Genomic DNA, 23,983 nt, shown 5'->3' with positions numbered 1-23,983 from the left:
AGAAAATTTAGAGAGATTTAAGCCAATGCCAAACGTAAACAAAGTAACTGTGATGGGTGTATTGGGCCGTGACCCTGAAACTAAGAATTTCCCCAACGGTGGCAGCGTTACAACATTCAGCGTTGCAACTTCCGAGCATTGGAAGGACAAGACCACTGGCGAACGTAAACAGGCCACAGAATGGCACAGAATCACCACTAACAACCGATTAGCCGAGATTGCGAGTAAGTACCTCAAGAAAGGCGGAAAGGTTTATATCGAAGGCTCACTACGCACAAGGAAGTGGAAAGACAGTAAAGGAGCGGATCGGGAAGTAACCGAGATTCGAGCCGATGAACTGCAATTGCTTTAATCAAAGCTCCCTAAATATGGGGAGCTTTTTTATTGGTTGTATGGTCAATCTAACCATACAGATGCAAGCACAGCACTTAAGAACTAGTTGAACGAGATTAAAGTGGTTATATTCTATTGGATATATATTTAAAAAACTTCAAATAATAGGACGGTTGAATGTCTGATAGTAATACTGGTGAATTTATCTTATATGCATCTGAGGATGGCGAATTAAAAATCGATGTTCGACTATTAGATGAAACAGTTTGGCTCACCCAAAATCAAATGGCTACATTATTTCAAACCACTACTCGAAATATTGGAATGCATATTCAAAACGTATATGACGAAGGTGAGCTTGATCATTTTTCAACTAGGAAGGAATTCTTCCTAGTTCAACAAGAAGGTAATCGAGAAGTTACAAGGAGTGTGCAGCATTATAATTTGGATGTAATCATCTCTGTGGGCTATCGAGTTAAATCACAGAGAGGAACCCAATTCCGTATATGGGCCACGAAGGTGCTGCGTGAATACATAGTTAAAGGTTTTGCAATGGATGATGCAAGACTTAAAAACGGCGGAAATAATAATTATTTTGATGAATTACTAGCTCGTATTAGAGATATCCGAGCATCTGAAAAGCTTTTTTATCAGAAGGTTTTAGAGATATATGCAACTAGTGTGGATTATGACCCCAAAGTGGCAGAGTCTAAAAAATTCTTTCAAACCGTTCAAAATAAGATGCATTGGGCGGCGCATGGACATACTGCTGCTGAAGTTGTATATGCTCGTGTAGATGGAAGTAAACCTAATATGGGTATGACGAGCTTCTTAGGTGAAGGACATCCAAAAACGAAGGATATTACAGTAGCGAAAAATTATCTTGATGAAAAAGAAATGGACGTTCTTAATCGCTTGGTGACTATGTATCTAGATTTTGCAGAGTTACAAGCTATTAATGGCACACCCATGTATATGAAAGATTGGATAGCGAAATTAGACAAATTCTTAATGGCTTCTGATCGTGAAATTTTGACTCATGCTGGAAAAATATCCCAAGCTCAAGCTAAACAGAAAGCACAATTAGAACATGCCAAATACAAGCAACAATACATAGATTATCAAACACCAGTAGAAAGGCATTTTCAGGAAGCTATCAAGGATGTTAAACAAATAGCTAAACAACGGAAAAAATAAACTCAGCCCCTTGATTGGGGCTTTTTATGGACTCCGAAAATTCATAATTAAATAAACAGTTTTAGATAGTGTTAGATCGGTGCAGTCTAATTAGATAAAAACACCTCTTTTATAGGATTGTTTTGCAAAAGATATAAATGGAATAATTACCCCCTGTTTTGTCGTTCTACGTCTAGCAAAATCCGTATCAGTACGTATCAGTAAATGGCCTTAAATCTTGCATGACAGACCTTTTGCACTTGTTTGACAAGGTGCTGATAAAATCACCTATAAAAATGCACTCAAAGCCAAGCTATACAAGGCATACGGCGTTTTAAGTGGATATGTAGTTCGTCAAGCTACGTCAAACAAGAAGTACAGTTTTGTCCTGCTACGTCCTGCTAAATTTTGCTTTACAGGGTACTTGTAAGAAATGCCACCTATGCCGATTACAGCAAGGCATATAGCGATTTAATAACTTTGATTTTGTATAGCTACGTAAAGAATTTCTTGTTTTACAGCACCACCGCCAAAACACCCATAAAACCATGCTTAAATGCAGTCACAGCAAAGTTTACGCCGTTTTTAACGAATACCTATCTTGTATAACTACGTATAACAAATATCAGGTTTTGTTAGGTTCAAACATGCCGTAATCTTGCCGCCCTAATTTCAGGTTTTATCAGGTTTGATAAGTTAAGCGAGTTTTACGATTAGCAAAGCTTCTGTATCATTAACTTAATTATTTAAATAAGAGTATGATTATGAAAAATATAATATTAATTTCAGCGTTGCCATTAATCTTGATTGGTTGCGGAAATCCTAATAGTAAGCCTACCTATGGCGATTATGGATTACCTAAGAATTGTCGAGCACTTATACAAGCAAATATTGATGGATGGCGTTCTAAGCAATATACAACTGAAGAAGCCATGAACTCTATCGAACGTAACTGTGGTGCTAATGGAAAAAATTGGGACAATTAAAAAAAAGCATTATTAAGTGCTTTCCTGATGTATAGAAGAACCCCACATGTATTTGGCAACAGTGGGGTTTATTGGCATCTCTCTTTAATCAAAATAGGCCCATCATCTTCATACCGCTAACTTGACCGATTGCCTGTGATACACCATTCCACATATCGGTACTTGCCTGACCTTTTGCTAAAGCCGCACCCGCTTGTGCTGCACCAGACTGTTGATACAGGTTAGAAATATTGCTAGCTGTTTGCATGCCAGCATTACCTGTCCCTGCTGCCGCGTTCTGACCAAGCGATGTCATACCTGCCAAGTTTTGATAACGCTGATTGATTAGCTGATTAAGCAATTGTGGTCTAAATTGAGCCAATGCGGCTTGAGTGTTGCCACCGCGCAATCCGCCAGTAGCTGATGCATTTTGCAAAATAGCGTTTTCACCTTGCTGCAAATAGGTTTGCATTTCAGCGCTATTGTTAATTCCATCAATAGCAGTCTGTTGCTTATCTGCTCCATTGATTCCGAGTAGATCCTGTTGAGCTGCTAGACCACCCAAACCAGCATCTACATAAGGTTTTAAAATTTTTTGAATTTCATCAAACTGTCGGCGCTGTTCTTCAATCCCCATTTCAGAGGCTTCGATCTGGGCGTTTGCTGCTGCATTTGCTGATTTTCTTTGTGCTCTGGATGATAAAGCACCACCAACCACACTGGCACCCACTACTCCTACTGCAAGTTTTGTTCCTACTGCTGCTGCTGCGAGTGGCATAAGCATTCTCCTGTTTTTAAAATTACTTTTTTAGTGATTAATAGCCTCTTTTAGCTATTCAAAATTTTTAGTAAATTAGCCTTAATAGACTGCTATTTTTTACCAAAAATTTATTCTTAATTTTACCATGCTATTATTTAAATTCATTTAATAATTCAATAATTTATGTAAGTTTTTACGTACAAATTAGACATGATTTTTATACGTTTTTATACTGATATTTTCATCAGAAAATAGGGTTCTAATTTCAAGTTTTATCAGGTTCAAAGGTTAAGTTTTGTTAGGTTCAAATACTTACTATCACTTACTTTCAAATAACAGGTTTTGACAGGTTTAATCGTTAGGTTTTATGGGGTTCAAATGTCAGGTTTTGTCAGGTTGATATTTCTATTTTTATGGATGGATACCAAAATTATGACCATATACCCCATGTCCGTACTTTTGATCATTTTATATACGTGGACTATGTTACTACATCAAAAAAATGCTGTTACCACATCAAAACCTGTATATCTGATTTCCTGTTACCACATCAAAACGATATGCCCTATGCGATGTTTCGGCCAAATAAAAAATATAACTTCATGTCGATATTCTTAGTGAGTTATCTCAGTCGGATTGATCAGGTTTAAATAATTATTAAGGGCGTAAAGCATGGCATAAGACTATGTGTATTTAAGGCATTAAAAAAGCCCACTATTGTGAGCCTTTCTTTTTCTTCATATCTTCATTCAATTGTTCTTTAACCCATCCGCTAAAATCATCCAGTTTATTAGCATGGGCCAATAGATCGGCATCGTGTGAATTCTCAGTATTGAAGCTGACTAGCTTTTGCTTGCGCTTTTTCTCATAGCGAGTTTTGGGCGTGTCGTTAGGCTTGTTCATGCACTGGCCTTTTGTTTGGCAGCTTCCCACTCAGCCTTATATGCTTCTGCCCCTTTAGCATGGTTGCGGTGGCGGTCTTCTGCTAAATATTCATACATATCTAGTTGAGTAACAATTTCAGAAAAATGATACTGGCTGACTTCTTTTCCACTTTCTGCCAGCTTGTTTAACTTCATTACTTCTTTTCTGATATGGCTGATAGCTGTACACATCCAGTTCATATCTGATTCAGCTAATGAAGCCAGGTCGTGCATATCACCAGCATCATAAGTTTTAGTCTTGTTCGTCATTGTATACCCCTTAGTAAATTATTCATTCAATATATCGTATATACGACTATATAGCAAGGGGGGGATTTCATATCTTATGGATTGGCCCAAAGTGGAGACCACTCCCAACCGCACCAGCAAAAAAAATTCTGTTTGAGTTAAAAGTTAAAATAAAGTTAAAGCTACTTACTATTGCTTACAGCTACGGCGTTCTAAATGTGAGGTTTTGTGAGGTTTAGGCTAAGACTTGATGAAAGGTACATCATTTCTAAAACATGGCTATATCGAGCAATCAGGGCGGTTCTGTGCATATCCTGAATAACAAGTTTTAACAAGTTCAATCCTAAGTCCGAGCAGCCAGTGGAAAGTAGTATTTTGTAGTAGTCCAAACCATAACAATTGATAACAGGTGCAGCGTTTTGAATGTCAACAATTGTTAACAGCATGGCATCTTTAAATGTCAGGTTTTGTCAGGTTCAAACCTTATCAATTCTTAACAGTGCAGCAGAAAAACATGCCGTAATGATTTCAGGTTTTATCAGGTTTTGTATTTTTAAAACTGAAGTTTTCTGAAGTCCTGATATTAGGTTTTATAAGGTTCTATTCTCTTTTAAAGCAGTCCGCAAAACTAACATTTACTAACAGTATGACAGCGCAAAATTGCGTCCACCTACACGCGCGCGTAGTTGTTCCAAAACCTGAGTTTTCCATAGTAGACCAGCGAAAAATTGCGTTGGTTAATGAACTACGAAACTTTCGTACAGTCACCAGTATGGGTATGGTCAAAATGACCACTCCATAAAAGCGATGCTCAAAAGTGAGCAACGGTATTCACTGAGCGCAAAATTGCGTTGAGGGGTGTGTCCAAATATTGGCAGACCTCAAAATTGAGTTTTGCACGTGACTATCAGGTACTCACAAAGATAACCCCAACTTTGGGGGCATCTCCATTTTGAATATGAGTTTTTGTGAGTAGCTCAAAGATACGCTCAAATCTGAGTGCATCTCTTAACTGCCTTTAAAGTGTAGTAGCGGATCAGGAGCATTCACCCCATTGGGGGATATCCCCAAACTTGGTCACATTTGAAATGTGACCAAGTGAGTAACTTAAAGTAACTCAGTCAACAAAAACGCGCGCGCGCGAGGGATGGGCGGAAACGTGGTTTTAAGGCTTAAAATCCCAATAGAATTACAGCGTGATTATTGGAGCGGTTCACGGCTATGAATGTCTTGAAGATAGAATCTCCCCCCACCATCTAAAATCCTCAACTTCGGCAATGCACACGCGCCTGGATGCACGTATCTACAATCGAAAGTATTTTGTGATTTTTATAACTTGCTCACATTTGAAACGCGACCGAGCTACTTAATCAGCCACTTGGACGGCTAACTTAATTCGACATTTGAAATGCGGATTTAAAATCTAAAATTCTACTGACCAGCTCAAAGATGGTTAGTGAGTACCTCAAAGTCACTCACAAAGGATAGGATTCTAAATCTGATCCTACCCGAGCCACCAATAAGGGGAGCAGCTTAAAAAGTGCCTAGTGATGACACAATCAGTCACCTATTAGTCACTATGTTTTAATTAAATTTATAAGTTATTAATTTATATTAAAAATATAATTGGAATTACATTCTGTATCGGGAAGTAAACGAGTTTTTATCTGTGGTTTAAAAAGCCCAGTAATGGGCTTTTTGGTTAATTGGCTAAAGGTAACTTGCTTGGCTTAACCCTCATCTGCTTTATGAATAAAACAATCAGTAAGATTGAAATTGCAATACAGAACCAAATCACTGCATTTGTAAGCCCAAAATGGTCAGCTAAATATCCTACTGCTAGGATGGGTAGAATCGTTCCGAGATAGCCGATAAAGAGATAAGTAGACATGACGGCGGCTCGATTGTGAGGTGTGGTCATGTGATGAATAAGTCCGAAAGCCCCAAGTAAAGCTAAGCCATGTCCAATCCCAAACAGACCATCGCTTAGGAAAAATAACCAGCTAATTTTAAACTCCATACAGAGGAATAAAGCGATCACGCTCATGAAGCAAGTCATGATACCGAGTAATAGGCTGGATTGCGGTTTGATTGATCTTGAAAAAAATTGTGTCGCAGCTGAAATCAGTAAAATGACAGTAATGGCAGAACCACTAATCAGTGGACCGTGCCAAGGCAAAATGTCTTTAACAAATGAAGGAGATAGTGAGGCGTATAAACTAAATCCTGCAAAAACAGCAAATGCAGTCAAGCTCAGTATAAAAAATTGAGTGCGATCATGTGATTGTGGTGTTAATAATTTGGGAGCAAAATTAAATTTTTGCACATCAAAAGGTATAGGTTTGAGTGTAAATAGACTAAAGAAGCAAAATATTGAACCTATCACAATGGGTACATAAGGTATTACCAAAGGATATGCAAAAAATTCAGCAAAAAATCCCCCAAATAAAGGACCTAAACCAAATCCAACAGCAGTAATGATTGAGCTTAATTGTGGTGCAATTTGTTTATGGGAAGTTGGAACAGTTTGAATAAGCCCAATAAGAGCAGATGTTGTCATCAATCCAGATGCGATACCAATGATAAATCTTCCCCATGAGAGAGACATGACATCGCTCGCAAAGATAGACATTAACAAGCCAATGGTGATAAAAATGAGCCCAAGTTGCATAGTTTTTACATAACCAATGGTATTACTGGTTCTGCCCAAAAACAGTAAGGTGGTCAGGCACCCTAGCATGTAGGAAACGAAAATAAAGGTGATATCGCTCGGGTTTAACCCCCATAATTCTTGGTAAATTGGATAAAGTGGGCTAGCAAGCGCTGTTCCAATGGTGCCGATACAGAGTGCGATACTTACGAGAATAAAATCTCGCCACGATTGGTTTTCATTCATTATTTGTCTTATAGAACAGCAGTGCTGATACGATGATTCATTAGTCTATGTCGGCTGTTAAGCATGAGTCAATTATCTTCAATCAGTTAAAATTCAACTGTCATATTTGGTTTCACGTGAAACAATTTATGAGGTTTAAAATTACATAAAAACTGATCTTTGTAGAAAGTAGAAGATTAGAATAAGCAATAATATCCATCAAACATATGCTCAACTTATGTATAAAAAAATTTTAATCAGTGCTTTACTTGCACTGTCTACAAGTTCTAGCTTTGCGAATATTGAATTGCTTCAGCAGAAAATTAAAACGCAACATCCAAAATTGAATATTCAAAATTTACAAAAAACTGACATGAAAGGTTTCTATAGCGGATCTTTAGACAATCAGATTATTTATATTGATGAAGAAGCTAAGCATTTATTCTTTGGGTCAATGATTCGTATCGAAGATCAAAAAAATCTAACACGTGATTTGGTGCTGAAACATAATTCAGTCGACTTTAAACAACTTCCACTTCAAGATTCCATTAAGACTGTAAGGGGGAATGGTAAGCGTCAGCTCGCGATCTTTTCTGACCCAAATTGCCCATATTGTAAGACGCTTGAAAATAATTTAAGCCAGTTAAAAGATGTGACAATTTATACGTTTATGTATCCAATTAAATCTCAATCGATCCAGCCCTCTAAACAAGTTTGGTGCTCCGCAAACCGTGAGTTTGCATGGAATGCCCTTTTACAAAAGAATCAACAACCAACAGCCCAAGCTGATTGTTCAAACCCTATTGAACGAAATTTGGAACTTGGACGTCGTCTAGGTGTTCAAGGAACGCCAGCAATTATTTTTGAAAATGGATTTAGGGTAACAGGCGCTTATCCAGCTTCAGAAATTGAAAAAATTTGGAAAGAGCTGAACTTGTAAAATCTAGGTCATAGGAATGAAAAAGCACCTTAACAAGGTGCTTTTTTTGATTAAGATTTTTTGGTAACGAGGTTATAAATAAACAGAACGATAATTGCGCCTATGACTGAAGCAATAAAACCTGCCGATGAACCTTCGGGATAAATATTAAGAAGGCGTCCACCATATGTAGCAAGTAATGAACCAGCAATACCTAATAACGTCGTGACAATGAAACCTGCTTTATCGTCACCAGGATGAATTGCGCGAGCAATTAAACCTGCTATAAAACCGATAAGAATAGCTCCAATAAGTGAAAACATACTTGTTCTCCTTTTTATCATGAATTTTTATTGTGTCGCTCAAATATAGTTGATTATGTATTGATGTTTGAAAAGAAGAATCACGCTACATGTTGTTGTTATTTTGTTGTTTATAAAAAAAGTGGCATATGCCACTTTCTTAAAAAAACATTACAGACCGATTTCACCAATGAATGGAATATGACGGTATTTTTGATCGTAATCTAGTCCATAACCTACGATAAATTTATCTTCAACTTCAAATCCTAGAAACTCTACTTCCAAGTCGATCTCTCTTCGAGAAGGCTTACTGATCAGCGTGCAAAGTTTGATAGAGTTTGGCTCACGAGTTTCAAGGATTTCTACCACTTTACTCAGCGTATTGCCTGAATCGATGATGTCCTCTACGACAAGAACATCTTTACCACGAATTTCACCATCAAGGTCTTTTAGAATTTTAACATCACGACTAGAAGTCGTTCCACTGCCGTAACTTGAAACTGTCATAAAGTCGAGTTCGTGTGGTTTTTCAATGGTGCGGCATAGGTCTGCCATGAAAATCACTGAACCGCGAAGTAAGCCTACAAGAACCAATTCTCGATCACTATTTGCATAGTGAGCATTAATTTGATTACCAAGTTCATTAACTTTCGCTTGAATTTCTTCAGCGGAAATCAACACTTTCATGTCAATGGTCATGGGTAGATACCTAAAACAACAATTCTAAAATTAAAAAAGGTGTTGACCTGCAACACCTGAAATATGCTTCAATTTTAAAACATATCCCAGAATGTTGCACCCTTTTTAAAAAAACGAAATGTAAACTAATGGTTTATTAATGCGCATCACGTTTAAGCACGACAGCACAAACTAAGAATACAGCACCAATCAACACATATTTTTTAATTGGGTGTTGTGGTTGAGTCTGAGCATTAGGATGCTGATTGTTGATATGCTTTTTGTCCATAAATATAAGTCGCCTCAATATTTCGATCATCACCCATGGTAAACAATGCGAAAAGTGCATCTTCAATATTTTTAGCGCGTTGTTGTCTTAATGTTTGTAATGCAGTGGCATTCAAATTTAATACAACAAAATCCGCTTCTTTTCCAATATTAAAGTTACCAAGTTTATCCTCGAGCGCTAATGCTTTTGCTCCACCTAGGGTCGCATGATAAAGCGATTCAAATGCAGATAATTTGTCGCCTTGGAGTTGTTGAACTTTATAGGCTTCATTCAACGTTTGAAGCTGATTAAATGAAGTCCCCGCACCGATGTCTGTGCCAAGACCGACTTTGACTTGTTTATCCCAGGTTTTTTTCAATGGAAACAATCCACTTCCTAGAAAGAGGTTTGAAGTCGGGCAGAAGGCGATTGCAGAGTTTGTTTGATGCATACAATCCCATTCATGCTCTTCTAAATGAACGCAGTGAGCGAAAACAGATTTATTGCCTGTTAATCCATAGTGGTGATACACATCTAAATAGCCATTTTGCTCAGGAAAAAGCTCTTTCACCCAAGCGATTTCATTGGTGTTTTCACTCAAATGAGTATGAATATATACATCAGGATATTCAGTTTTTAACTGCCCTGCTCTTTTTAATTGTTCTGGTGTAGAGGTAGGCGCAAAGCGAGGCGTAATGGCATAAAGGTTTCGACCTTTACCATGCCATTTCTCAATCAATTCTTTGCTATCTGTATAAGCATTTTCAGCGGTGTCTATCAGTGTTTCAGGTGCATGACGATCCATCAATACTTTGCCTGCAATCAAACGCATCTGGTATTGTTCTGCCGCTTCAAATAGTGCATCAACAGATTCTTTATGAACTGTACAAAAAACCAATGCAGTCGTTGTGCCATTTTTCAGCAGCTCATTGACAAAAAAGTGTGCAATTTGGTCTGCATAAGCTTTGTCTTGAAATTGGATTTCTGTAGGAAAGGTATAAGTGTTCAGCCATTCGAGTAATTGTTCGCCATACGCACCTACCATTTCAGTTTGAGGAAAGTGAATATGCGTATCGATAAAACCAGGAACAATCAGTTGATCTGGGTAATGCTCAACTTGGATAGAGGATTCAAGCTGACGGAGCTGTTGTTGCCCATCTTCCCAACGACCAAACCATTGAATTTTACCCGCTTGAGTAATCAATAAACCATCTTCTACGTAACGCACTTGGTCGTGAATTTCACGCGCTTGGGCAACCGTATTCTGAATATCTAGGAAGCGACCGCGAATCGCCGTCGATGCAACTACAGAAGACATTTAAAACCTACACTTTTAATTTTTTCGATTGATTGTAACTGATCTATCTTAATTAAACTGTATATCGTTTGCTGAGCCCCCACTCTGCGAGAATACGACGATAAGTAGTCGAAGATCGATCAGCCTCAAAATGCGCTTCCATCATTAAATCAAGTGGTAATTCTTCAGGTTTTTGCGATTCTACGATATCTTGGTCTTCGGCAAAAATTTGGGCATTAAAATCATAGACTGCTTGTAAATCTCCAGTCTGATCAAAATTACGCGTCAAAGGAACAAATAATCTGGTTTGATTGACCGATACAGGACAACACGCATTCAAGATTTTTAAAATCCCATTGTCTGGAAAATCTACAGTTAATATCGCTGAAAATGGTGGGTAAATATCAAAAGTTCTTTTCCACTCAAAACCTTCTGGCTCTAGGTGTTTCAAAGCATGCGGGTAATTACTGACACCACTAATATAAATTGTTTTTAAACCATAGTCTGTTCTCTCAGTATGGTATTTCGGTACAACTGGGTTGTTTCGATCTGCAAAAGCTTCTTGATGCACCCATGCAAAGTGAGCTACATCAATGAATCCTTCGAGTTGACGACCTGCTGAGCCTGCAATATCAACATATGGAGGTAAAATAGACTGATGATCAGGATGATCCCAAGTGTCAAGTTGGGGAATATTATTGTGTTGAAAATCACGTCCATGCAAGCTAGTCCAGACCAGTCCATATCTCAAAATTACTGGAAATTGGGTTAAACTAAAACGGTCAGATATCTTAGTTAAATCAGGTTGAGCAGGAATTTTTGTACACTTCCCTGCAAGGTCGAATCTTAGACCGTGATATCGGCAAATAATTTCTTCACCCTCTACCCATCCTTTACTTAGAGGTACACCACGATGAGGGCAGATATCACGCACTAATCGAATTTCCCCATTGTCAGTTTGGTAAATCGCCATTTTTACATCAAGTAAAGTGACCTGATGTGGTGTGGTTGAAACATCTTGAATACGAGCCACTGGATACCAATATTGCGCGAGAATTTCCCAATCTTGTAAGTCGAAACTACATTGGCAAGGTGCACTGAGTGGATTTAATGCGGGAATCATATTCATCGTCATTTCCTAAAAAAGAGCTCCGAAGAGCTGCGCTAAATTTACTGAGCTTTTTTCTTTGGAGATGATGCAAGATCTTTGCCAACCGTCTCTTAACATTTAAAATTGGAGAGCTGAGTGGAAATATTAAATTCTAATCAAAATATATAAAGTGAATTCACCCATGGACTTATATGAGAAGTTAAGCCATTTAATACGATCTAATGCAGATATCTATGAACTTTTACAGTGTTTACGGCAGATTGATAGTGCGGCCTATTTTAGTGCGGGCTTGATTCGAAATTGGATCTGGTCTTATTTACATAATCAAAATTATTCCATTTTTGAAACTGAAATTGATGTCATTTATTTTGATCCTTCAGAAAAAATGGATGAGAGACGAAATTATTTAAAGGGTGCACTTCAACATAGATATCCTAATATTCATTGGGACATTACAAATCAAGCTCTGGTACATCATTGGTACAGAACTGATGAAGGTGCTCAAATTGATCCATATACTTCAGTACATCATGCTATGAGTTTTTGGCCAGAAACGGCAACCGCAATCGCTATCAAATTAATGGAGAATAATCATATTGAAATCCTCGCCCCTTTGGGGCTTGAAGATTTATTTACTTTAAAATTAAGGTGGAATAATCGTTTGGTTTCACGTGGAGTCTTTGAACATAGGGTTAAGTCAAAATGTTTTTTGGAACGATGGCCTAAGTTAAGCATTGTGAATTAGATGGCTCATCTAATGATATAAATAAAGCCTTCAGATGAAGGCTTTATTGAATCCAACAAAGTTTGACCTTATAAGGTCATTTGATGATGTTTTTTACTATAACGAATTGAAAGCCATGCTGTAATTGAAAGGGCAATCACGATAAAACTTAATGAGATCCAAATTGGCATATGGAATACGTCAAGCATAAGCATTTTGAAACCGATAAAAATTAAAATAGCCCCAAGTCCATAAGGCAAATAATGCATTTTTGAAGCGGCTCCAGACAGTAAGAAAAACATAGCCCGTAGACCGAGGATAGCCATCAAGTTAGCTGTAAGGACGATAAAAGGATCAGTGGTGACCGCAAAAATCGCTGGAATAGAATCGACTGCAAAAATAACATCAGATGCCTCGACTAAAATTAGCACTAAAAATAATGGGGTTGCCCATAGAACGCCATTTTGCCTTACGAAAAACTTATTTCCTTCCAACTGTGGAGTAATTCGCATGTGTTTACGTAGCCATTTCAGAATGGCCATATCTTCAATATTTGGATCATCCTCTTGTCCTTTAAGGAATTTAAATCCAGTGTATACAAGGAAAGCACCGAAGATATAGAGGATCCACGAAAATTCCTGAACGAACCACGCACCGATAAAAATAAAAATTGTTCTGAGAATAATAGCGCCCAATACACCATAAAGGAGTAATTGACGTTGAAGTGCAGGAGGTATAGCGAATGCAGCAAAAATCATTAGCCACACAAAGACGTTATCAATTGCGAGTGACTTTTCCAGTAAATAGCCGGCAAAATATTCCATAACTTTCGTATTGGCTACGTTTATACCAGCGGTATTTTCTAGATATAGCCATAGTCCACCACCAAAAAGTGTTGCGACAGTGACCCATGCAATACTCCAATAAGCAGCAGTTTTAACTTTAACTTCTTGACCTTCTTTTTGTTTAAAACCTAGAAAGTCAATTAAGAGCATAATCGTGACGATGCCAAAAAAAATGACATAAAGCCAAATATTGCCTATGGTTTCCATAGTGATCTCCAATACTGGCAATTGATTTTGGCATAAAAAAACCTCGACCAGTTGCCAGATAATAATTCTGAAACAACATGATCAAGGTCTTGCCTACACCATTTTGATTATGCATTTTAGATAATCGAAATGATGCTCAGATACCGACTTCTTTCAAAGTGTAATGACGATATTCTGACACAGTATTTAAGTACTGTTGGAGGAGGCTACTCCCCTTGTTCAAATTTGATAATAAATTACGTTGAAATCGTTTCATTTGATTTCGAGTGCACAAAGGATGACACACTTATAAGTTGTGTGCAAATTATTTAAATGGGTTATTAAATTTGTCTTTAAAAATTGAAATTAATAAGATTATTGCAATGATGATCAATACTACAATTGATATTAAATAGATATCCATTTCATTTACTCATTAATGTTTTAACAATAATAATACATTTATATATTAAAAAAATAACATTTAATGATTATGACTGACAATATATATTTTTGTTTTTTATAATATTTCTTTTTTTTAAAATAAATTAAAGTTTTGAATTTGTAATTGATAGACAAGTTTGTCCCATTTTTTCATAGTGTTATGTAAATATGTCGTTCTAATCTATATTTAATAACGAATGATAGGATAATGATAATGTTAGAAATTAAACATCAAGAAAATGGATCAAAAGGTGAGTTTTTTATTGGTGAAGATGGCCATCATTTAGCTGAAATGACTTATTCATGGGCAGGTGAAGATAAATTTATTATTGATCATACTTGGGTTGATGATTCATTAAGAGGGCAAAACGTGGGACGTCAACTTGTTGACCGTGCGGTGGAATTAGCTCGTCAAAAGAATGTTAAAATCCTACCGCTTTGTCCATTTGCTAAATCTGTTTTCAACAAAGATGAAGCAATCCATGATGTTCTGTTTAAATAAAATCATACAGTGAGCGGTCATATGCAGTTTGAACATATCGATAGTGTGAAAGGCGGTGAGTTTTATCTCACGGACGCAGATCAATCAAGAATTGCAGAAATCAGCTATCGTTACCAAACTCCACAGATCATTATAGCGGATCATACTTGGGTCGATGATCGTTTACGTGGACAAGGAACTGCAAAGTTATTGTTAGATCGACTTGTAGAATTTGCTCGTACAGAAAAATTAAAAATTGTTCCAACTTGCTCTTATGTGGTTGTCATGTTTAAGCGTTTTCATAATGAATATCATGATGTTACCGCTTAAATATAAAAAAGCCCGCAGAGCGGGCTTTTTTATTTATTCTTTTGCTTTGAGTGCTTGAATGAGTTTTTGATGCAAACCACCAAAACCACCATTTGACATGATCACAACGGCATCCCCCTCGCCTGCATCATTCACGACAGTTTGAATGATCTCTTCTATAGTACGCGCTACCATAGCTTTATTCGGAGCAGCTTCAACAACAGGTTGTAGATCCCAATCTAAACCCTCAGGTTGATACCAAATCACCTCATCTGCCAATCGAGCAGAATATGCTAAACCATCTTTGTGGCTTCCCATTCGCATCGTATTTGAGCGCGGCTCAATAATAGCCCATAGTTTACGTTCGCCTAGTCGTTTACGAGCACCATCCAGTGTTGTGTCAATTGCTGTTGGGTGATGAGCAAAATCATCGAAAACTTCAATACCTCGAATGGTATCGAGGAGCTCCATACGGCGTTTTACACCACCAAAATTCGATAATGCTTCGCATGCAGTTTCAATGGAAACACCTACATGCTCTGCAGCTGCAATGGTTGCTAAAGCATTTGCAACGGAGTGTTGACCTGTCATCGACCATTGGACTGTACCTTTTACTTCGCCGTCTTTTAAGACTTGAAAGTGAGTACCATCTGCAGAAAGTTGGTTTGCAGAGATAGTTGATTGATCATGAGATTCAAGCGATGTACGGACGATCGGTGTCCAACAGCCTTGTGCCAAAACTTCATCAATATTTGATTCAGTGATTGGTGCGATGATACGGCCTTCACTTGGAATAGTACGAACCAAATGATGAAATTGTTTTTGAATGGCAGCGAGATCATCAAAGATATCTGCATGATCAAATTCAAGATTATTCAGAATAGCTGTCTTTGGATGGTAATGAACAAATTTAGATCGTTTATCAAAGAAGGCAGAGTCGTATTCATCTGCTTCTACACAGAAATATTGACCTCCGCCTAGACGAGCACTTTCTTTAAATCCAAGTGGTACACCACCAATTAAAAAGCCCGGTTCCAAGCCCGCTTGATCTAATACCCAAGCTAACATCGTGGTAGTGGTTGTTTTTCCGTGCGTACCAGCAACCCCTAATACATGTTTACCTTGTAACACATGGTCGGCAAGGAACTGTGGTCCAGAGATATAGGGTAAACCCTGATTTAGCATGTATTCAACGGCATCAATTCCACGTTTCATGGCATTACCAACGATCACTAAATCTGGGTGTGGTTGCAAATGACTACGGTCATAACCTTGCATTAAGGTAATACCCGCATTTTCGAGTTGTGTCGACATAGGTGGATACACATTTTGGTCCGAGCCTGTCACTGTGTGCCCTAGGTCTCGAGCTAACAGTGCTAACGATCCCATAAAGGTGCCACAGATTCCCAAAATATGCAGATGCATGATGATTTACTCCACTACTCTTTTCGACACAAACATCTTTTTGGTGCTGTTGTCATGTGTTATTTGATTTGATGTCAACGATAACAAGGCTCTTGGTGAAAAGATAGTGATTATTAGAAGGCCTTCCGTAAAATTTTGCAGAAATAAATTTTTAAATTTATGAACTAAAATATATGAATATTTTTAATCTAGTCTGATGAAACGAAATGATTTAATCGTAGAATAACGCGGACGATTTAACTTGAGATTTAAATGATTTATTTACCTTTATTGCTTCTGATTTTAGCAAATTGCTTTATGACTTTGGCGTGGTATGGTCATTTAAAATTTTTGCCGCATGATGCCCCTTTATGGCAAGCCATTCTATTTAGTTGGATCATTGCATTATTCGAATACAGTTTGATGATTCCTGCAACCAAGATGCTGGCTCAAAATGGCTGGGCTGTGGGACAAATGAAAATCACTCAGGAAGTTGTTACGCTATTGGTATTTGTTCCTTTCATGATTTTCATGTTTAAACAGCCTTTCAAATTGGATTATGTATGGGCTGCACTTTGCTTATGTGGTTGTGTGTATTTTGTGTTTAGAACACCATGATTCAAAAGGATAAAGATTAACTAAAGTTATTTTCATATTCCCGAATTAATCTTTGACGATCAGGCTCAAATTCAAAATGTTTTAAGCAGCGTGCCAAGATTTCATGTGCCATTTCATGAGCAGCTTCCCGTAGTTCCGGTTCAGATACATTTTTTTCAATCATGGATAAGCATTTAATCATTCTTTGATTTAATTCGATATTACTTATACAGTCCCGTGCCATCGGTGCAAAGCTACTGTTAATAAACTCACGAATATCAAACATATCGACACTGATATTCGAGAAATTAAAAGTTTTCTGTTCTGGATCTGGCTGACTATCAATAATAATCCGCGTTAAGGCATTGATCGCACTAATTGCTGAACCCACATCATTAATTGCAGCTGACATCGCTTTTTGTCCAACCTCGCTCATGACCAATAAACCAAATCTTGGGTCTTGTAAAAAGCTTCGGTTCGTTTCGATAATCACGTATTCATGAATTTGATGTTCTAAATTTTTTAATTCTTCGTCATCTATTGGATTTTCCGTAAAGACTTCAATCAGAACCAGTGATGGGTCTACGAATTTCCCAGGAAGAAAAGCAAGATGAATATGTGCATTGTGAGTTTGAGCAAGAAGATTTAAGGACTCAATATCAAAATGAGTAAAATAACCTGTCTGTTTTGGGTGTATTTTGAGTTGGCTTTCGCCCAATGGTTTTTGTCCTGAAGCGCCAAAGTTGGGGTGTGTACGGAATGTACTTAAAGCTTGAGATGCTGCTGTTTCAATTTTAGAAATAGCATTGGTTAATGTGCCAAGCTGAGACAATGTTTGTACCCAACGAATCAGTGTCACAATCAAATAAATGAGAACCAAAATGGTACTTACAAATAAGACAAAACGACCCGAAACGCCATAATATTGTAAACCCAAAGCGATTTTTGCGATGACGGCATAGATAAATGCGGAAATAAAACTGGTAATTGCGAGACGAGTATTATCATCATTCATCATCAGCTTATAAGCACGTGGCGTACCACTTGAGGAAGCTGAAGCAAATGCGGCGACCATAATCGAAAGTGAAAATGTAGTGACCGCCAGCATACTCGAAGCAATGATATCCAGTAGGCTACTTAGTGTTTCAATACTGATATTTGGAACCGCGTGTGATGGAATAAAATAACGACTTGCGGTTGCAAATAGAGAGAAAAAAATCGCTAATAAAGCCCCAAGTGCTGGTGTAAACCATAAATTTTCTGCAGGGTTATTCCACCATAGTTTCAGTTTAAACCACATGCTATATTCTCCTTTTTATTTTTTAATTTGAATGGCTTAGTTCAGTTTTATGTAAATTCAATTTGTCTTAAATGAGCTAGACGTTTAAGGCCGAACAATGACCAATCATAAAATTCATTTTTATGTCTATTAACAAGTATATATTTTTAATCCTTATTTTATCAGCTTAACTTTAGACCTATTCATTTTCAGTCTATAATAGTGAGTTCTTATTAAAGCTTGGCTCTCGTCGAGATTTATCTCTCTTACTTTAATCTCTGGAAACATTGCAATGAATGCGGCCGCTTCACAAGACACTCCTCTCGTTGGAATTATCATGGGCTCTCAGTCAGACTGGGCGACACTCGAACACACTGCCAATATGTTGAATCAGCTTGGTGTACCTTTTGAAGCGGAAGTTGTTTCAGCACACCGTACGCCAGATCGTTTGTTTGAATATGCTGAGCAAGCTCGTGATCGTGGTATCCAAGTGATTATTGCGGGTGCTGGTGGTGCAGCGCATTTACCGGGTATGTGCGCAGCGAAGACTGATCTTCCTGTTCTAGGTGTACCGGTTAAATCTTCGATCTTGAATGGTGTTGATTCATTGCTTTCAATTGTACAAATGCCAGCAGGTATTGCTGTCGGTACTCTGGCAATTGGTCCTGCAGGTGCGACCAATGCTGCGATTATGGCGGCACAAATTTTAGGTTTAACTCGCCCTGATATTGCAAAGAATGTAGCCGATTTTCGTTTAGCGCAAACTGAAAAAGTTGCGAGTAAAAATATTCCTGGTCAAGCTTAATTCGAGAGAAATCTTATGGATAAAACCATCGGTATTTTTGGTGGCGGTCAATTGGGTCGAATGATGGCGCAGGCGGCACTTCCATTAAATATTCAATGTACTTTTTTTGAAGCAAGTACAGACTGCCCTTCTGCTGCTTTGGGTCCAGTGATCTCAACTCAAGCTGAAAATGGCTTACAGGATTTCATTAATAGTGCAGAAGTCTTTTCTTTAGAATTTGAAAATACGCCATTGTCAGATGTAGACGTATTAACTGAAACTAAGCAACTGCATCCCCCGCGTCAGGCTTTAGCGATTGCTCAACATCGCTTGTCTGAAAAAGCGTTATTTGATGAGTTAGATATTCCAGTAGCACCTTACAAAGCGGTGACATCACTAGAAAGTTTACAAAACGCGGTCGCTGAACTTGGTCTTCCAATCGTACTAAAAACTTCACGTGGTGGTTATGATGGTAAAGGTCAGTTTGTCTTACGCACTGCGGATCAAATTGATCAAGCATGGGCGGAACTTGGTCCTGCGGGTGAATTGATTGCTGAAAGTTTTGTGACTTTCTCGCGTGAAGTGTCAATCATTGCAGTACGTGGTCAGAATGGTGATGTGAAAACATGGCCATTGGCTGAGAACCACCATCACAATGGTATCTTATCGCACTCGATTGTCCCTGCACCGAACAGTGTAGATCTACAACCTGTAGCACAAGATTACGTCACTCGCTTGCTTAACCATTTGAACTATGTCGGTGTGCTGACGCTTGAGCTATTTGTGACGGACAAAGGCTTATATGCTAATGAGATGGCGCCACGTGTACACAACTCAGGTCATTGGTCGATTGAAGGTGCTGTGTGCTCTCAGTTTGAAAACCATATCCGTGCTGTTGCAGGCTTACCTTTGGGTTCAACTGAGATAATTCGTCCAACGGTATTGGTGAACATTATTGGTGAGCATCCAAAGACTGAAGATGTATTGGCTTTAGAGGGTGCTCATTTGCACCTTTATAATAAGTCAGAACGTGAAGGTCGTAAAATTGGTCATATTACCTTAATGCCAATCAATAGCTCAGAATTGACTACACTCTGTCGTCAGTTGTCGAAAATTTTACCAAACCCATTAGCATTAAGTGAAGATATGACCATCTAAACTTTAAGTTGCTGATAAAAAAAGCGATCACACGAGTGGTCGCTTTTTTATTTATCTTGTTTAAGGCATGATTGCGCCTCTTTAAAAATCACTGGCCATTGGTCGGATGAAATTTTAAAAAATTGCATAATAATTATACTATTAGTTCTGATTAGAACACATATTTTGAACTGTGTATAAGTTTGATTATGGCTTATGTGAGCCATCTTAACTTTGAATTCAAAGCGGTTTTAAATTCAAATAAAATGCATACGCAGTTTTTAAATTTAAAATAATAGGCTTGCAGGATATTTTGAATTCAAAGTTACTATTGAGGTTTGAATTCAAAAATGTATTTAAAGATTTATATTTAAATTCTTATCTATTGAGTAAATTAAATTATTTTAATATTTATAATTTTCAATGATTTATGTTAATTTGTGGTATTGGATGACTGTGGATAAGTTTTTTTGAATTTAAATATTGTGTGGCGGTTTAAATTTAAATTCAATAACAAATGAATTTAAAACTAGGTTGTGGATAAGTTTTTAAATTTAAATTTTCAAAATAAATTTAAAAAAGTAGAAAGTATGAATTTAAATTTACGATTCGATGCTTTAATTTTTAGAGTGAGCTGTTAAGGTAAAGACATAATTCCAACATTTTAGAATTACAGGGTCTTATGCAACGGCTTGCACTCACGATAGGTTCATTTTTTTTAGCGATGTCTCAAACTCATGCTGAGTTGATTATTAATGGTCAGTCTGTGACAGCCTCGCCATCCATGACGGCAACTGTGTCATCCGCTCCTAATTTTCAGCAATGCATCTCGAATTTAAAATCACAAGCGATTACTAAAGGGGTTAGCTCGGCGACGTATGATCGTTACACGCAGAATTTAACTCCTGACTATTCTGTGATTGAACGTTTAAATTATCAGCCTGAATTTTCGACGCCAATTTGGGATTATTTGTCAGGTTTAGTTGATGATGAACGTGTTCAATTGGGGCAACAGAAACTTCAACAGCATCGAGAAACACTTGACCGTGTAAGTGTGGCTTATGGCATTCCAGCTGAAATGGTGGTTGCAGTTTGGGGAGTTGAGAGTAATTATGGTGATATTTCTGGACGCTATCCATTGCTTCAAGCTTTGGGAACTTTAAGCTGTGAGGGGCGCCGTCAATCGTATTTTAGAGGTGAATTTTTTACCACCATGAAACTTTTACAGCGTGGTGATGTTCGGGAAGAACAATTGAGAGGATCGTGGGCAGGGGCTTTTGGTCATACTCAGTTTATGCCTTCAACCTATGATGAGCTTGCTGTAGATTTTGATGGTGATGGACGACGTGATCTAGTCTCGAGTATTCCAGATGCTTTGGCTTCAACAGCAAATTTTTTGAAGAAAAGAGGATGGCAAACTGGTCAATCTTGGGGATTTGAAGTGCAGATTCCTGCAGGAATGTCAGTTGTAGGTGAGGGGCGACGTAATAAGAAAGCATTGTCTTATTGGGTCAATCAAGGATTGAATAGAGTGGATGGCTCCCCTTTAATTCAGGGTAATCTTTCAGCATCTTCTCAAGCTGGGTTGCTTGCGCCTGCTGGCAGTGCTGGGCCGGTCTTTCTAGTATTTAAAAATTTTGATGCTATATATAGTTATAACGCAGCAGAAAGTTATGCGTTGGCAATCGCACATTTATCAGATCGATTGCAAGGAAAAGCTAAAATTGCAAAAGCTTGGCCGACTGATGATCCTGGTACATCAAGAGCAGAACGCCGAGAAATTCAACGCTATTTAATCCAGCGCGGTTACGATATTGGTGCGATTGATGGTTTAATTGGGGATAAAACTCGACAGGCAATTCGTCAAGAGCAAACCCGATTGGGCTTAAATCCTACAGGTCGAGCGGGACAGCAGATATTGAGTGCATTTAGAAATGAGCAGGCTCAGCTGATGATGCAATAAATAGGTTCCCGGATTAAAAAAGGTCAACATAGGTTGACCTTTTTTCTGATGATGTTTCTAAATAATAGAGCGATCGATTTTAACAGCATCGAGTAAGTCAAAAATGACTAAGGTTACATCTTGACTTAATTCTCGATCGTTAAAAATTTCATAAGCTGTAATGGTGACATCTGTATCGCTTGGAAGCTGGCGTTGTTCCTCTTCAATTAAATCTTGAATAGGTAATAATGTTTGCTTAATTTGAATATGTAAGACGTCTTCGAATTTAATGTTCTCATCATCGAGTTCGATGAGTTGTTTATTGAAATATGGCAGTAAAATTGAGTAGAGATAAGGTTGAAGCTCGACAATATCAAATATTTCAATATCACGAGTTTCCTCGATCGTGCTGATATGATCATTTACCTCAAGAATAATATGATAATAACTCACGTCTCTCTCCTCTGATTAATTTTAAAATACCTTAACACGAATTCAAAACTATTCAATTAAATCCTTAATTTAATTATGGGATTGAGATGTGATGCTGATTTTATCGACTTTTGAGTAGTTCGAGATCAGCAGCAGTCAATTTAAAATTGGAGAAATTCTGCTTTTCTAGAATTGGATACATTAAGGCATTGGGGTCATTAGTATGCTGAAGACCTAATGCATGACCAAATTCGTGAGCCAATGTGATTCGAAGCTCATCTATAGATTGAAATTCATAAATATTGATTTCACGACCATTAAACTCGCCTTTATGGAACATTTTGGCTTGAAAAACTTGGTTGAATTCATCAATGGCTTTACGTTGTTGGTGTTGGGATTGATTGAATTTTTCTACTTTATCGTTGAGTTCTGTTCGTAAGGTGTTAAATCGTTCAATATTGCTTTCAATCTCAAGCTTTTGTTGTGTGAGTCGTGTCTTAGAGGTATTGATCTGCTGAAATTGTGAATCTGTAATAGATGTGTTTAAGCCATTAATATGGTGGACAAAATTATTATGTTGATCTAGATCACTACTATAGTTATGTTGCTGCTGTTCAATTTGCTGTTTTAAAAATTCAAGTTGTTGTGATTCTTGCTCTAGCTGTAATCTCATTTGGTCGGCTAATGATTTGCTATTTTCAAATTGCTTTAGCGTATGCTTTCTATAATTGGATTCATTTTGACGTTCATCAAAAATGAGATTAATTGTAAGACGAGCATTGGGGTCGTAAACGAAATACTTTTGTTGAGTTTGATTTTCCCAGATATTCGCTGCCTCTTGAGTTATTTGGCGTAATGCCTCTGTATCAAGTTGAAATCTTGGGTCAATAAACCCAATACGATATCTTAGGCGTTGATCAATGGGGTGTTGAAGCCGATCTAAAGTTGAATTGTGATTTAATTGAGGATGAATAAAACGTTGTACAGCAAAATATGCAACGCATAAAAAGGAAAAGATCAGAATAATGGAGCGCATCATGCGAGCAATTCAACTTAATTTTTATTCAATGTAGCCTAAAAAAACATTTTGGAAAATAAAACATCAAAATATATGAGCTCCAGTGTGTATAAAAATGAAAATTATTCGTAAAATTTAAATGAATGATGAAAATAAATATGAATAATGATTAAAAAACGAGTGAAAATTCATGTTTTTCATCTTTTTAGTCGAAAAAAGCAACACCCGTTGAAAATAAGTGAAATAAGGGGTTGCAAGGGAAGAAAAAATCTATAGAATGCACCCCATACCGACGAGATACACGGAAACGAACGAAGCAGCTTGCAGAGTTGTTGAGTGTTTCGAGTCCAGCTTCTAGCATTGACGAGATGTTAGAAAGATCATTAAGAGATTGTGAAGAACAACTTGTGTGGATTTTTACTGGTTGATTGATCGATATATATTATCATTGATAATTGGTAGAAATTTCTCGAAGTTTATTTGAGCAAATTTTTTGTCAGTAATTGATGAGCCAAGATTGGTACACTATATGTACTATTGATTTT

At 37.5% G+C, this 23,983-nt stretch carries 25 protein-coding genes; 11 read left to right on the top strand and 14 right to left on the bottom strand.

The window, feature by feature from the left end:
* Window positions 1-25: 25 nt before the first annotated feature.
* The 3 genes from ssb (at window position 26) to AC1M9I_RS12810 (ending at window position 2,495) form a co-directional block, all read left to right on the top strand.
* On the top strand, window positions 26-352 hold the full coding sequence (ssb, locus tag AC1M9I_RS12820) for a single-stranded DNA-binding protein (RefSeq protein WP_481611134.1): 327 nt from the start codon (window positions 26-28) through the stop codon (window positions 350-352).
* Between the two features lie 158 nt (window positions 353-510).
* Window positions 511-1,530 (top strand): virulence RhuM family protein, encoded by a 1,020-nt coding sequence (locus AC1M9I_RS12815; protein ID WP_162282108.1) that lies wholly within the window; start codon window positions 511-513, stop codon window positions 1,528-1,530.
* A gap of 743 nt (window positions 1,531-2,273) precedes the next feature.
* Entirely contained in the window at window positions 2,274-2,495 is a 222-nt protein-coding gene (locus AC1M9I_RS12810) for a kynureninase (RefSeq protein ID WP_104426503.1), read from the top strand.
* An 88-nt stretch (window positions 2,496-2,583) separates the two neighbouring features.
* Here the strand turns inward: AC1M9I_RS12810 and AC1M9I_RS12805 are convergent, their stop codons facing one another.
* From AC1M9I_RS12805 to AC1M9I_RS12790, 4 genes are all read right to left on the bottom strand, one after another.
* Window positions 2,584-3,252, bottom strand: coding sequence for a hypothetical protein (locus AC1M9I_RS12805; protein ID WP_481611133.1), 669 nt, complete (start codon window positions 3,250-3,252; stop codon window positions 2,584-2,586).
* A gap of 696 nt (window positions 3,253-3,948) precedes the next feature.
* The gene (locus tag AC1M9I_RS12800; RefSeq protein WP_180081633.1) at window positions 3,949-4,137 is read right to left on the bottom strand and encodes a hypothetical protein; all 189 of its coding nucleotides are present in this window, start codon (window positions 4,135-4,137) and stop codon (window positions 3,949-3,951) included.
* Window positions 4,134-4,427, bottom strand: coding sequence for a hypothetical protein (locus tag AC1M9I_RS12795; protein WP_180139149.1), 294 nt, complete (start codon window positions 4,425-4,427; stop codon window positions 4,134-4,136). Before AC1M9I_RS12795 ends, AC1M9I_RS12800 begins: the two co-directional genes overlap by 4 nt.
* A gap of 1,681 nt (window positions 4,428-6,108) precedes the next feature.
* Window positions 6,109-7,302, bottom strand: a complete 1,194-nt coding sequence (locus AC1M9I_RS12790) for an MFS transporter (protein ID WP_481589596.1) — start codon at window positions 7,300-7,302, stop codon at window positions 6,109-6,111.
* Window positions 7,303-7,519: 217 nt separating this feature from the next.
* Here AC1M9I_RS12790 and AC1M9I_RS12785 point away from each other — a divergent pair, with 217 nt between their 5' ends.
* Window positions 7,520-8,221 (top strand): DsbC family protein, encoded by a 702-nt coding sequence (locus AC1M9I_RS12785; RefSeq protein ID WP_481593979.1) that lies wholly within the window; start codon window positions 7,520-7,522, stop codon window positions 8,219-8,221.
* Window positions 8,222-8,271: 50 nt separating this feature from the next.
* Here AC1M9I_RS12785 and AC1M9I_RS12780 read toward each other — a convergent pair whose 3' ends face one another.
* From AC1M9I_RS12780 to AC1M9I_RS12760, 5 genes are all read right to left on the bottom strand, one after another.
* Window positions 8,272-8,523 carry a GlsB/YeaQ/YmgE family stress response membrane protein gene (locus AC1M9I_RS12780; protein WP_035268591.1) on the bottom strand — a complete coding sequence of 84 codons (252 nt, stop codon included), beginning with the start codon at window positions 8,521-8,523 and terminating at the stop codon, window positions 8,272-8,274.
* Window positions 8,524-8,673: 150 nt separating this feature from the next.
* Window positions 8,674-9,201 carry a hypoxanthine phosphoribosyltransferase gene (gene hpt / locus AC1M9I_RS12775; RefSeq protein ID WP_035268589.1) on the bottom strand — a complete coding sequence of 176 codons (528 nt, stop codon included), beginning with the start codon at window positions 9,199-9,201 and terminating at the stop codon, window positions 8,674-8,676.
* Window positions 9,202-9,337: 136 nt separating this feature from the next.
* Window positions 9,338-9,469, bottom strand: a complete 132-nt coding sequence (locus AC1M9I_RS12770; RefSeq protein ID WP_257219949.1) for a hypothetical protein — start codon at window positions 9,467-9,469, stop codon at window positions 9,338-9,340.
* A complete protein-coding gene (gene guaD / locus AC1M9I_RS12765; RefSeq protein ID WP_481593978.1) occupies window positions 9,435-10,766 on the bottom strand; it encodes a guanine deaminase in 1,332 nt (443 codons plus the stop codon). Before guaD ends, AC1M9I_RS12770 begins: the two co-directional genes overlap by 35 nt.
* 52 nt (window positions 10,767-10,818) lie before the next feature.
* On the bottom strand, window positions 10,819-11,874 hold the full coding sequence (locus AC1M9I_RS12760; protein WP_481611132.1) for a Rieske 2Fe-2S domain-containing protein: 1,056 nt from the start codon (window positions 11,872-11,874) through the stop codon (window positions 10,819-10,821).
* 163 nt (window positions 11,875-12,037) lie between these two features.
* On the opposite strand from AC1M9I_RS12760, the gene AC1M9I_RS12755 reads away from it, so the two are divergent.
* The gene (locus tag AC1M9I_RS12755; RefSeq protein WP_180028803.1) at window positions 12,038-12,601 is read left to right on the top strand and encodes a nucleotidyltransferase family protein; all 564 of its coding nucleotides are present in this window, start codon (window positions 12,038-12,040) and stop codon (window positions 12,599-12,601) included.
* 68 nt (window positions 12,602-12,669) lie between these two features.
* On the opposite strand, the gene AC1M9I_RS12750 is transcribed toward AC1M9I_RS12755, so the two are convergent.
* On the bottom strand, window positions 12,670-13,632 hold the full coding sequence (locus tag AC1M9I_RS12750; protein WP_481611131.1) for a TerC family protein: 963 nt from the start codon (window positions 13,630-13,632) through the stop codon (window positions 12,670-12,672).
* Window positions 13,633-14,269: 637 nt separating this feature from the next.
* Between AC1M9I_RS12750 and AC1M9I_RS12745 the strand changes: the two genes are divergently transcribed.
* Window positions 14,270-14,557, top strand: coding sequence for a GNAT family N-acetyltransferase (locus tag AC1M9I_RS12745; protein ID WP_035268578.1), 288 nt, complete (start codon window positions 14,270-14,272; stop codon window positions 14,555-14,557).
* 21 nt (window positions 14,558-14,578) lie between these two features.
* Window positions 14,579-14,866 carry a GNAT family N-acetyltransferase gene (locus AC1M9I_RS12740; RefSeq protein WP_481593976.1) on the top strand — a complete coding sequence of 96 codons (288 nt, stop codon included), beginning with the start codon at window positions 14,579-14,581 and terminating at the stop codon, window positions 14,864-14,866.
* A 33-nt stretch (window positions 14,867-14,899) separates the two neighbouring features.
* On the opposite strand, the gene mpl is transcribed toward AC1M9I_RS12740, so the two are convergent.
* Window positions 14,900-16,270 (bottom strand): UDP-N-acetylmuramate:L-alanyl-gamma-D-glutamyl-meso-diaminopimelate ligase, encoded by a 1,371-nt coding sequence (mpl, locus tag AC1M9I_RS12735; protein WP_481593975.1) that lies wholly within the window; start codon window positions 16,268-16,270, stop codon window positions 14,900-14,902.
* Between the two features lie 252 nt (window positions 16,271-16,522).
* On the opposite strand from mpl, the gene AC1M9I_RS12730 reads away from it, so the two are divergent.
* On the top strand, window positions 16,523-16,867 hold the full coding sequence (locus tag AC1M9I_RS12730) for a DMT family protein (protein ID WP_035270328.1): 345 nt from the start codon (window positions 16,523-16,525) through the stop codon (window positions 16,865-16,867).
* A gap of 16 nt (window positions 16,868-16,883) precedes the next feature.
* Here the strand turns inward: AC1M9I_RS12730 and AC1M9I_RS12725 are convergent, their stop codons facing one another.
* Complete coding sequence (locus AC1M9I_RS12725; RefSeq protein ID WP_092768740.1) at window positions 16,884-18,146, bottom strand: DUF2254 domain-containing protein; 1,263 nt, start codon at window positions 18,144-18,146, stop codon at window positions 16,884-16,886.
* Between the two features lie 271 nt (window positions 18,147-18,417).
* On the opposite strand from AC1M9I_RS12725, the gene purE reads away from it, so the two are divergent.
* The 3 genes from purE to AC1M9I_RS12710 all read left to right on the top strand — a co-directional run bounded on the left by purE (window position 18,418) and on the right by AC1M9I_RS12710 (window position 22,009).
* The gene (gene purE / locus AC1M9I_RS12720; protein ID WP_035270333.1) at window positions 18,418-18,930 is read left to right on the top strand and encodes a 5-(carboxyamino)imidazole ribonucleotide mutase; all 513 of its coding nucleotides are present in this window, start codon (window positions 18,418-18,420) and stop codon (window positions 18,928-18,930) included.
* A gap of 15 nt (window positions 18,931-18,945) precedes the next feature.
* Window positions 18,946-20,067, top strand: coding sequence for a 5-(carboxyamino)imidazole ribonucleotide synthase (locus AC1M9I_RS12715; protein ID WP_481593973.1), 1,122 nt, complete (start codon window positions 18,946-18,948; stop codon window positions 20,065-20,067).
* Between the two features lie 661 nt (window positions 20,068-20,728).
* Window positions 20,729-22,009, top strand: coding sequence for a lytic murein transglycosylase (locus AC1M9I_RS12710; protein ID WP_481611130.1), 1,281 nt, complete (start codon window positions 20,729-20,731; stop codon window positions 22,007-22,009).
* Window positions 22,010-22,066: 57 nt separating this feature from the next.
* Here AC1M9I_RS12710 and AC1M9I_RS12705 read toward each other — a convergent pair whose 3' ends face one another.
* Entirely contained in the window at window positions 22,067-22,441 is a 375-nt protein-coding gene (locus tag AC1M9I_RS12705) for a hypothetical protein (protein WP_035270344.1), read from the bottom strand.
* A 100-nt stretch (window positions 22,442-22,541) separates the two neighbouring features.
* A complete protein-coding gene (locus AC1M9I_RS12700) occupies window positions 22,542-23,459 on the bottom strand; it encodes a matrixin family metalloprotease (protein ID WP_180028797.1) in 918 nt (305 codons plus the stop codon).
* Window positions 23,460-23,983 lie beyond the last annotated feature (524 nt).

Source organism: Acinetobacter sp. ANC_7553 (assembly GCF_056779895.1).
This window is presented reverse-complemented; position numbering and strand designations above follow the sequence as displayed.

What these genes read in the sequence shown, in the direction of transcription:
- ssb (WP_481611134.1), top strand. Translation starts at nt 26, where the DNA reads ATGCCAAACGTAAACAAAGTAACTGTGATGGGTGTATTGGGCCGTGAC.
- AC1M9I_RS12815 (WP_162282108.1), top strand. Translation starts at nt 511, where the DNA reads ATGTCTGATAGTAATACTGGTGAATTTATCTTATATGCATCTGAGGAT.
- AC1M9I_RS12810 (WP_104426503.1), top strand. Translation starts at nt 2,274, where the DNA reads ATGAAAAATATAATATTAATTTCAGCGTTGCCATTAATCTTGATTGGT.
- AC1M9I_RS12805 (WP_481611133.1), bottom strand. Translation starts at nt 3,252, where the DNA reads ATGCCACTCGCAGCAGCAGCAGTAGGAACAAAACTTGCAGTAGGAGTA.
- AC1M9I_RS12800 (WP_180081633.1), bottom strand. Translation starts at nt 4,137, where the DNA reads ATGAACAAGCCTAACGACACGCCCAAAACTCGCTATGAGAAAAAGCGC.
- AC1M9I_RS12795 (WP_180139149.1), bottom strand. Translation starts at nt 4,427, where the DNA reads ATGACGAACAAGACTAAAACTTATGATGCTGGTGATATGCACGACCTG.
- AC1M9I_RS12790 (WP_481589596.1), bottom strand. Translation starts at nt 7,302, where the DNA reads ATGAATGAAAACCAATCGTGGCGAGATTTTATTCTCGTAAGTATCGCA.
- AC1M9I_RS12785 (WP_481593979.1), top strand. Translation starts at nt 7,520, where the DNA reads ATGTATAAAAAAATTTTAATCAGTGCTTTACTTGCACTGTCTACAAGT.
- AC1M9I_RS12780 (WP_035268591.1), bottom strand. Translation starts at nt 8,523, where the DNA reads ATGTTTTCACTTATTGGAGCTATTCTTATCGGTTTTATAGCAGGTTTA.
- hpt (WP_035268589.1), bottom strand. Translation starts at nt 9,201, where the DNA reads ATGACCATTGACATGAAAGTGTTGATTTCCGCTGAAGAAATTCAAGCG.
- AC1M9I_RS12770 (WP_257219949.1), bottom strand. Translation starts at nt 9,469, where the DNA reads ATGGACAAAAAGCATATCAACAATCAGCATCCTAATGCTCAGACTCAA.
- guaD (WP_481593978.1), bottom strand. Translation starts at nt 10,766, where the DNA reads ATGTCTTCTGTAGTTGCATCGACGGCGATTCGCGGTCGCTTCCTAGAT.
- AC1M9I_RS12760 (WP_481611132.1), bottom strand. Translation starts at nt 11,874, where the DNA reads ATGAATATGATTCCCGCATTAAATCCACTCAGTGCACCTTGCCAATGT.
- AC1M9I_RS12755 (WP_180028803.1), top strand. Translation starts at nt 12,038, where the DNA reads ATGGACTTATATGAGAAGTTAAGCCATTTAATACGATCTAATGCAGAT.
- AC1M9I_RS12750 (WP_481611131.1), bottom strand. Translation starts at nt 13,632, where the DNA reads ATGGAAACCATAGGCAATATTTGGCTTTATGTCATTTTTTTTGGCATC.
- AC1M9I_RS12745 (WP_035268578.1), top strand. Translation starts at nt 14,270, where the DNA reads ATGTTAGAAATTAAACATCAAGAAAATGGATCAAAAGGTGAGTTTTTT.
- AC1M9I_RS12740 (WP_481593976.1), top strand. Translation starts at nt 14,579, where the DNA reads ATGCAGTTTGAACATATCGATAGTGTGAAAGGCGGTGAGTTTTATCTC.
- mpl (WP_481593975.1), bottom strand. Translation starts at nt 16,270, where the DNA reads ATGCATCTGCATATTTTGGGAATCTGTGGCACCTTTATGGGATCGTTA.
- AC1M9I_RS12730 (WP_035270328.1), top strand. Translation starts at nt 16,523, where the DNA reads ATGATTTATTTACCTTTATTGCTTCTGATTTTAGCAAATTGCTTTATG.
- AC1M9I_RS12725 (WP_092768740.1), bottom strand. Translation starts at nt 18,146, where the DNA reads ATGTGGTTTAAACTGAAACTATGGTGGAATAACCCTGCAGAAAATTTA.
- purE (WP_035270333.1), top strand. Translation starts at nt 18,418, where the DNA reads ATGAATGCGGCCGCTTCACAAGACACTCCTCTCGTTGGAATTATCATG.
- AC1M9I_RS12715 (WP_481593973.1), top strand. Translation starts at nt 18,946, where the DNA reads ATGGATAAAACCATCGGTATTTTTGGTGGCGGTCAATTGGGTCGAATG.
- AC1M9I_RS12710 (WP_481611130.1), top strand. Translation starts at nt 20,729, where the DNA reads ATGCAACGGCTTGCACTCACGATAGGTTCATTTTTTTTAGCGATGTCT.
- AC1M9I_RS12700 (WP_180028797.1), bottom strand. Translation starts at nt 23,459, where the DNA reads ATGATGCGCTCCATTATTCTGATCTTTTCCTTTTTATGCGTTGCATAT.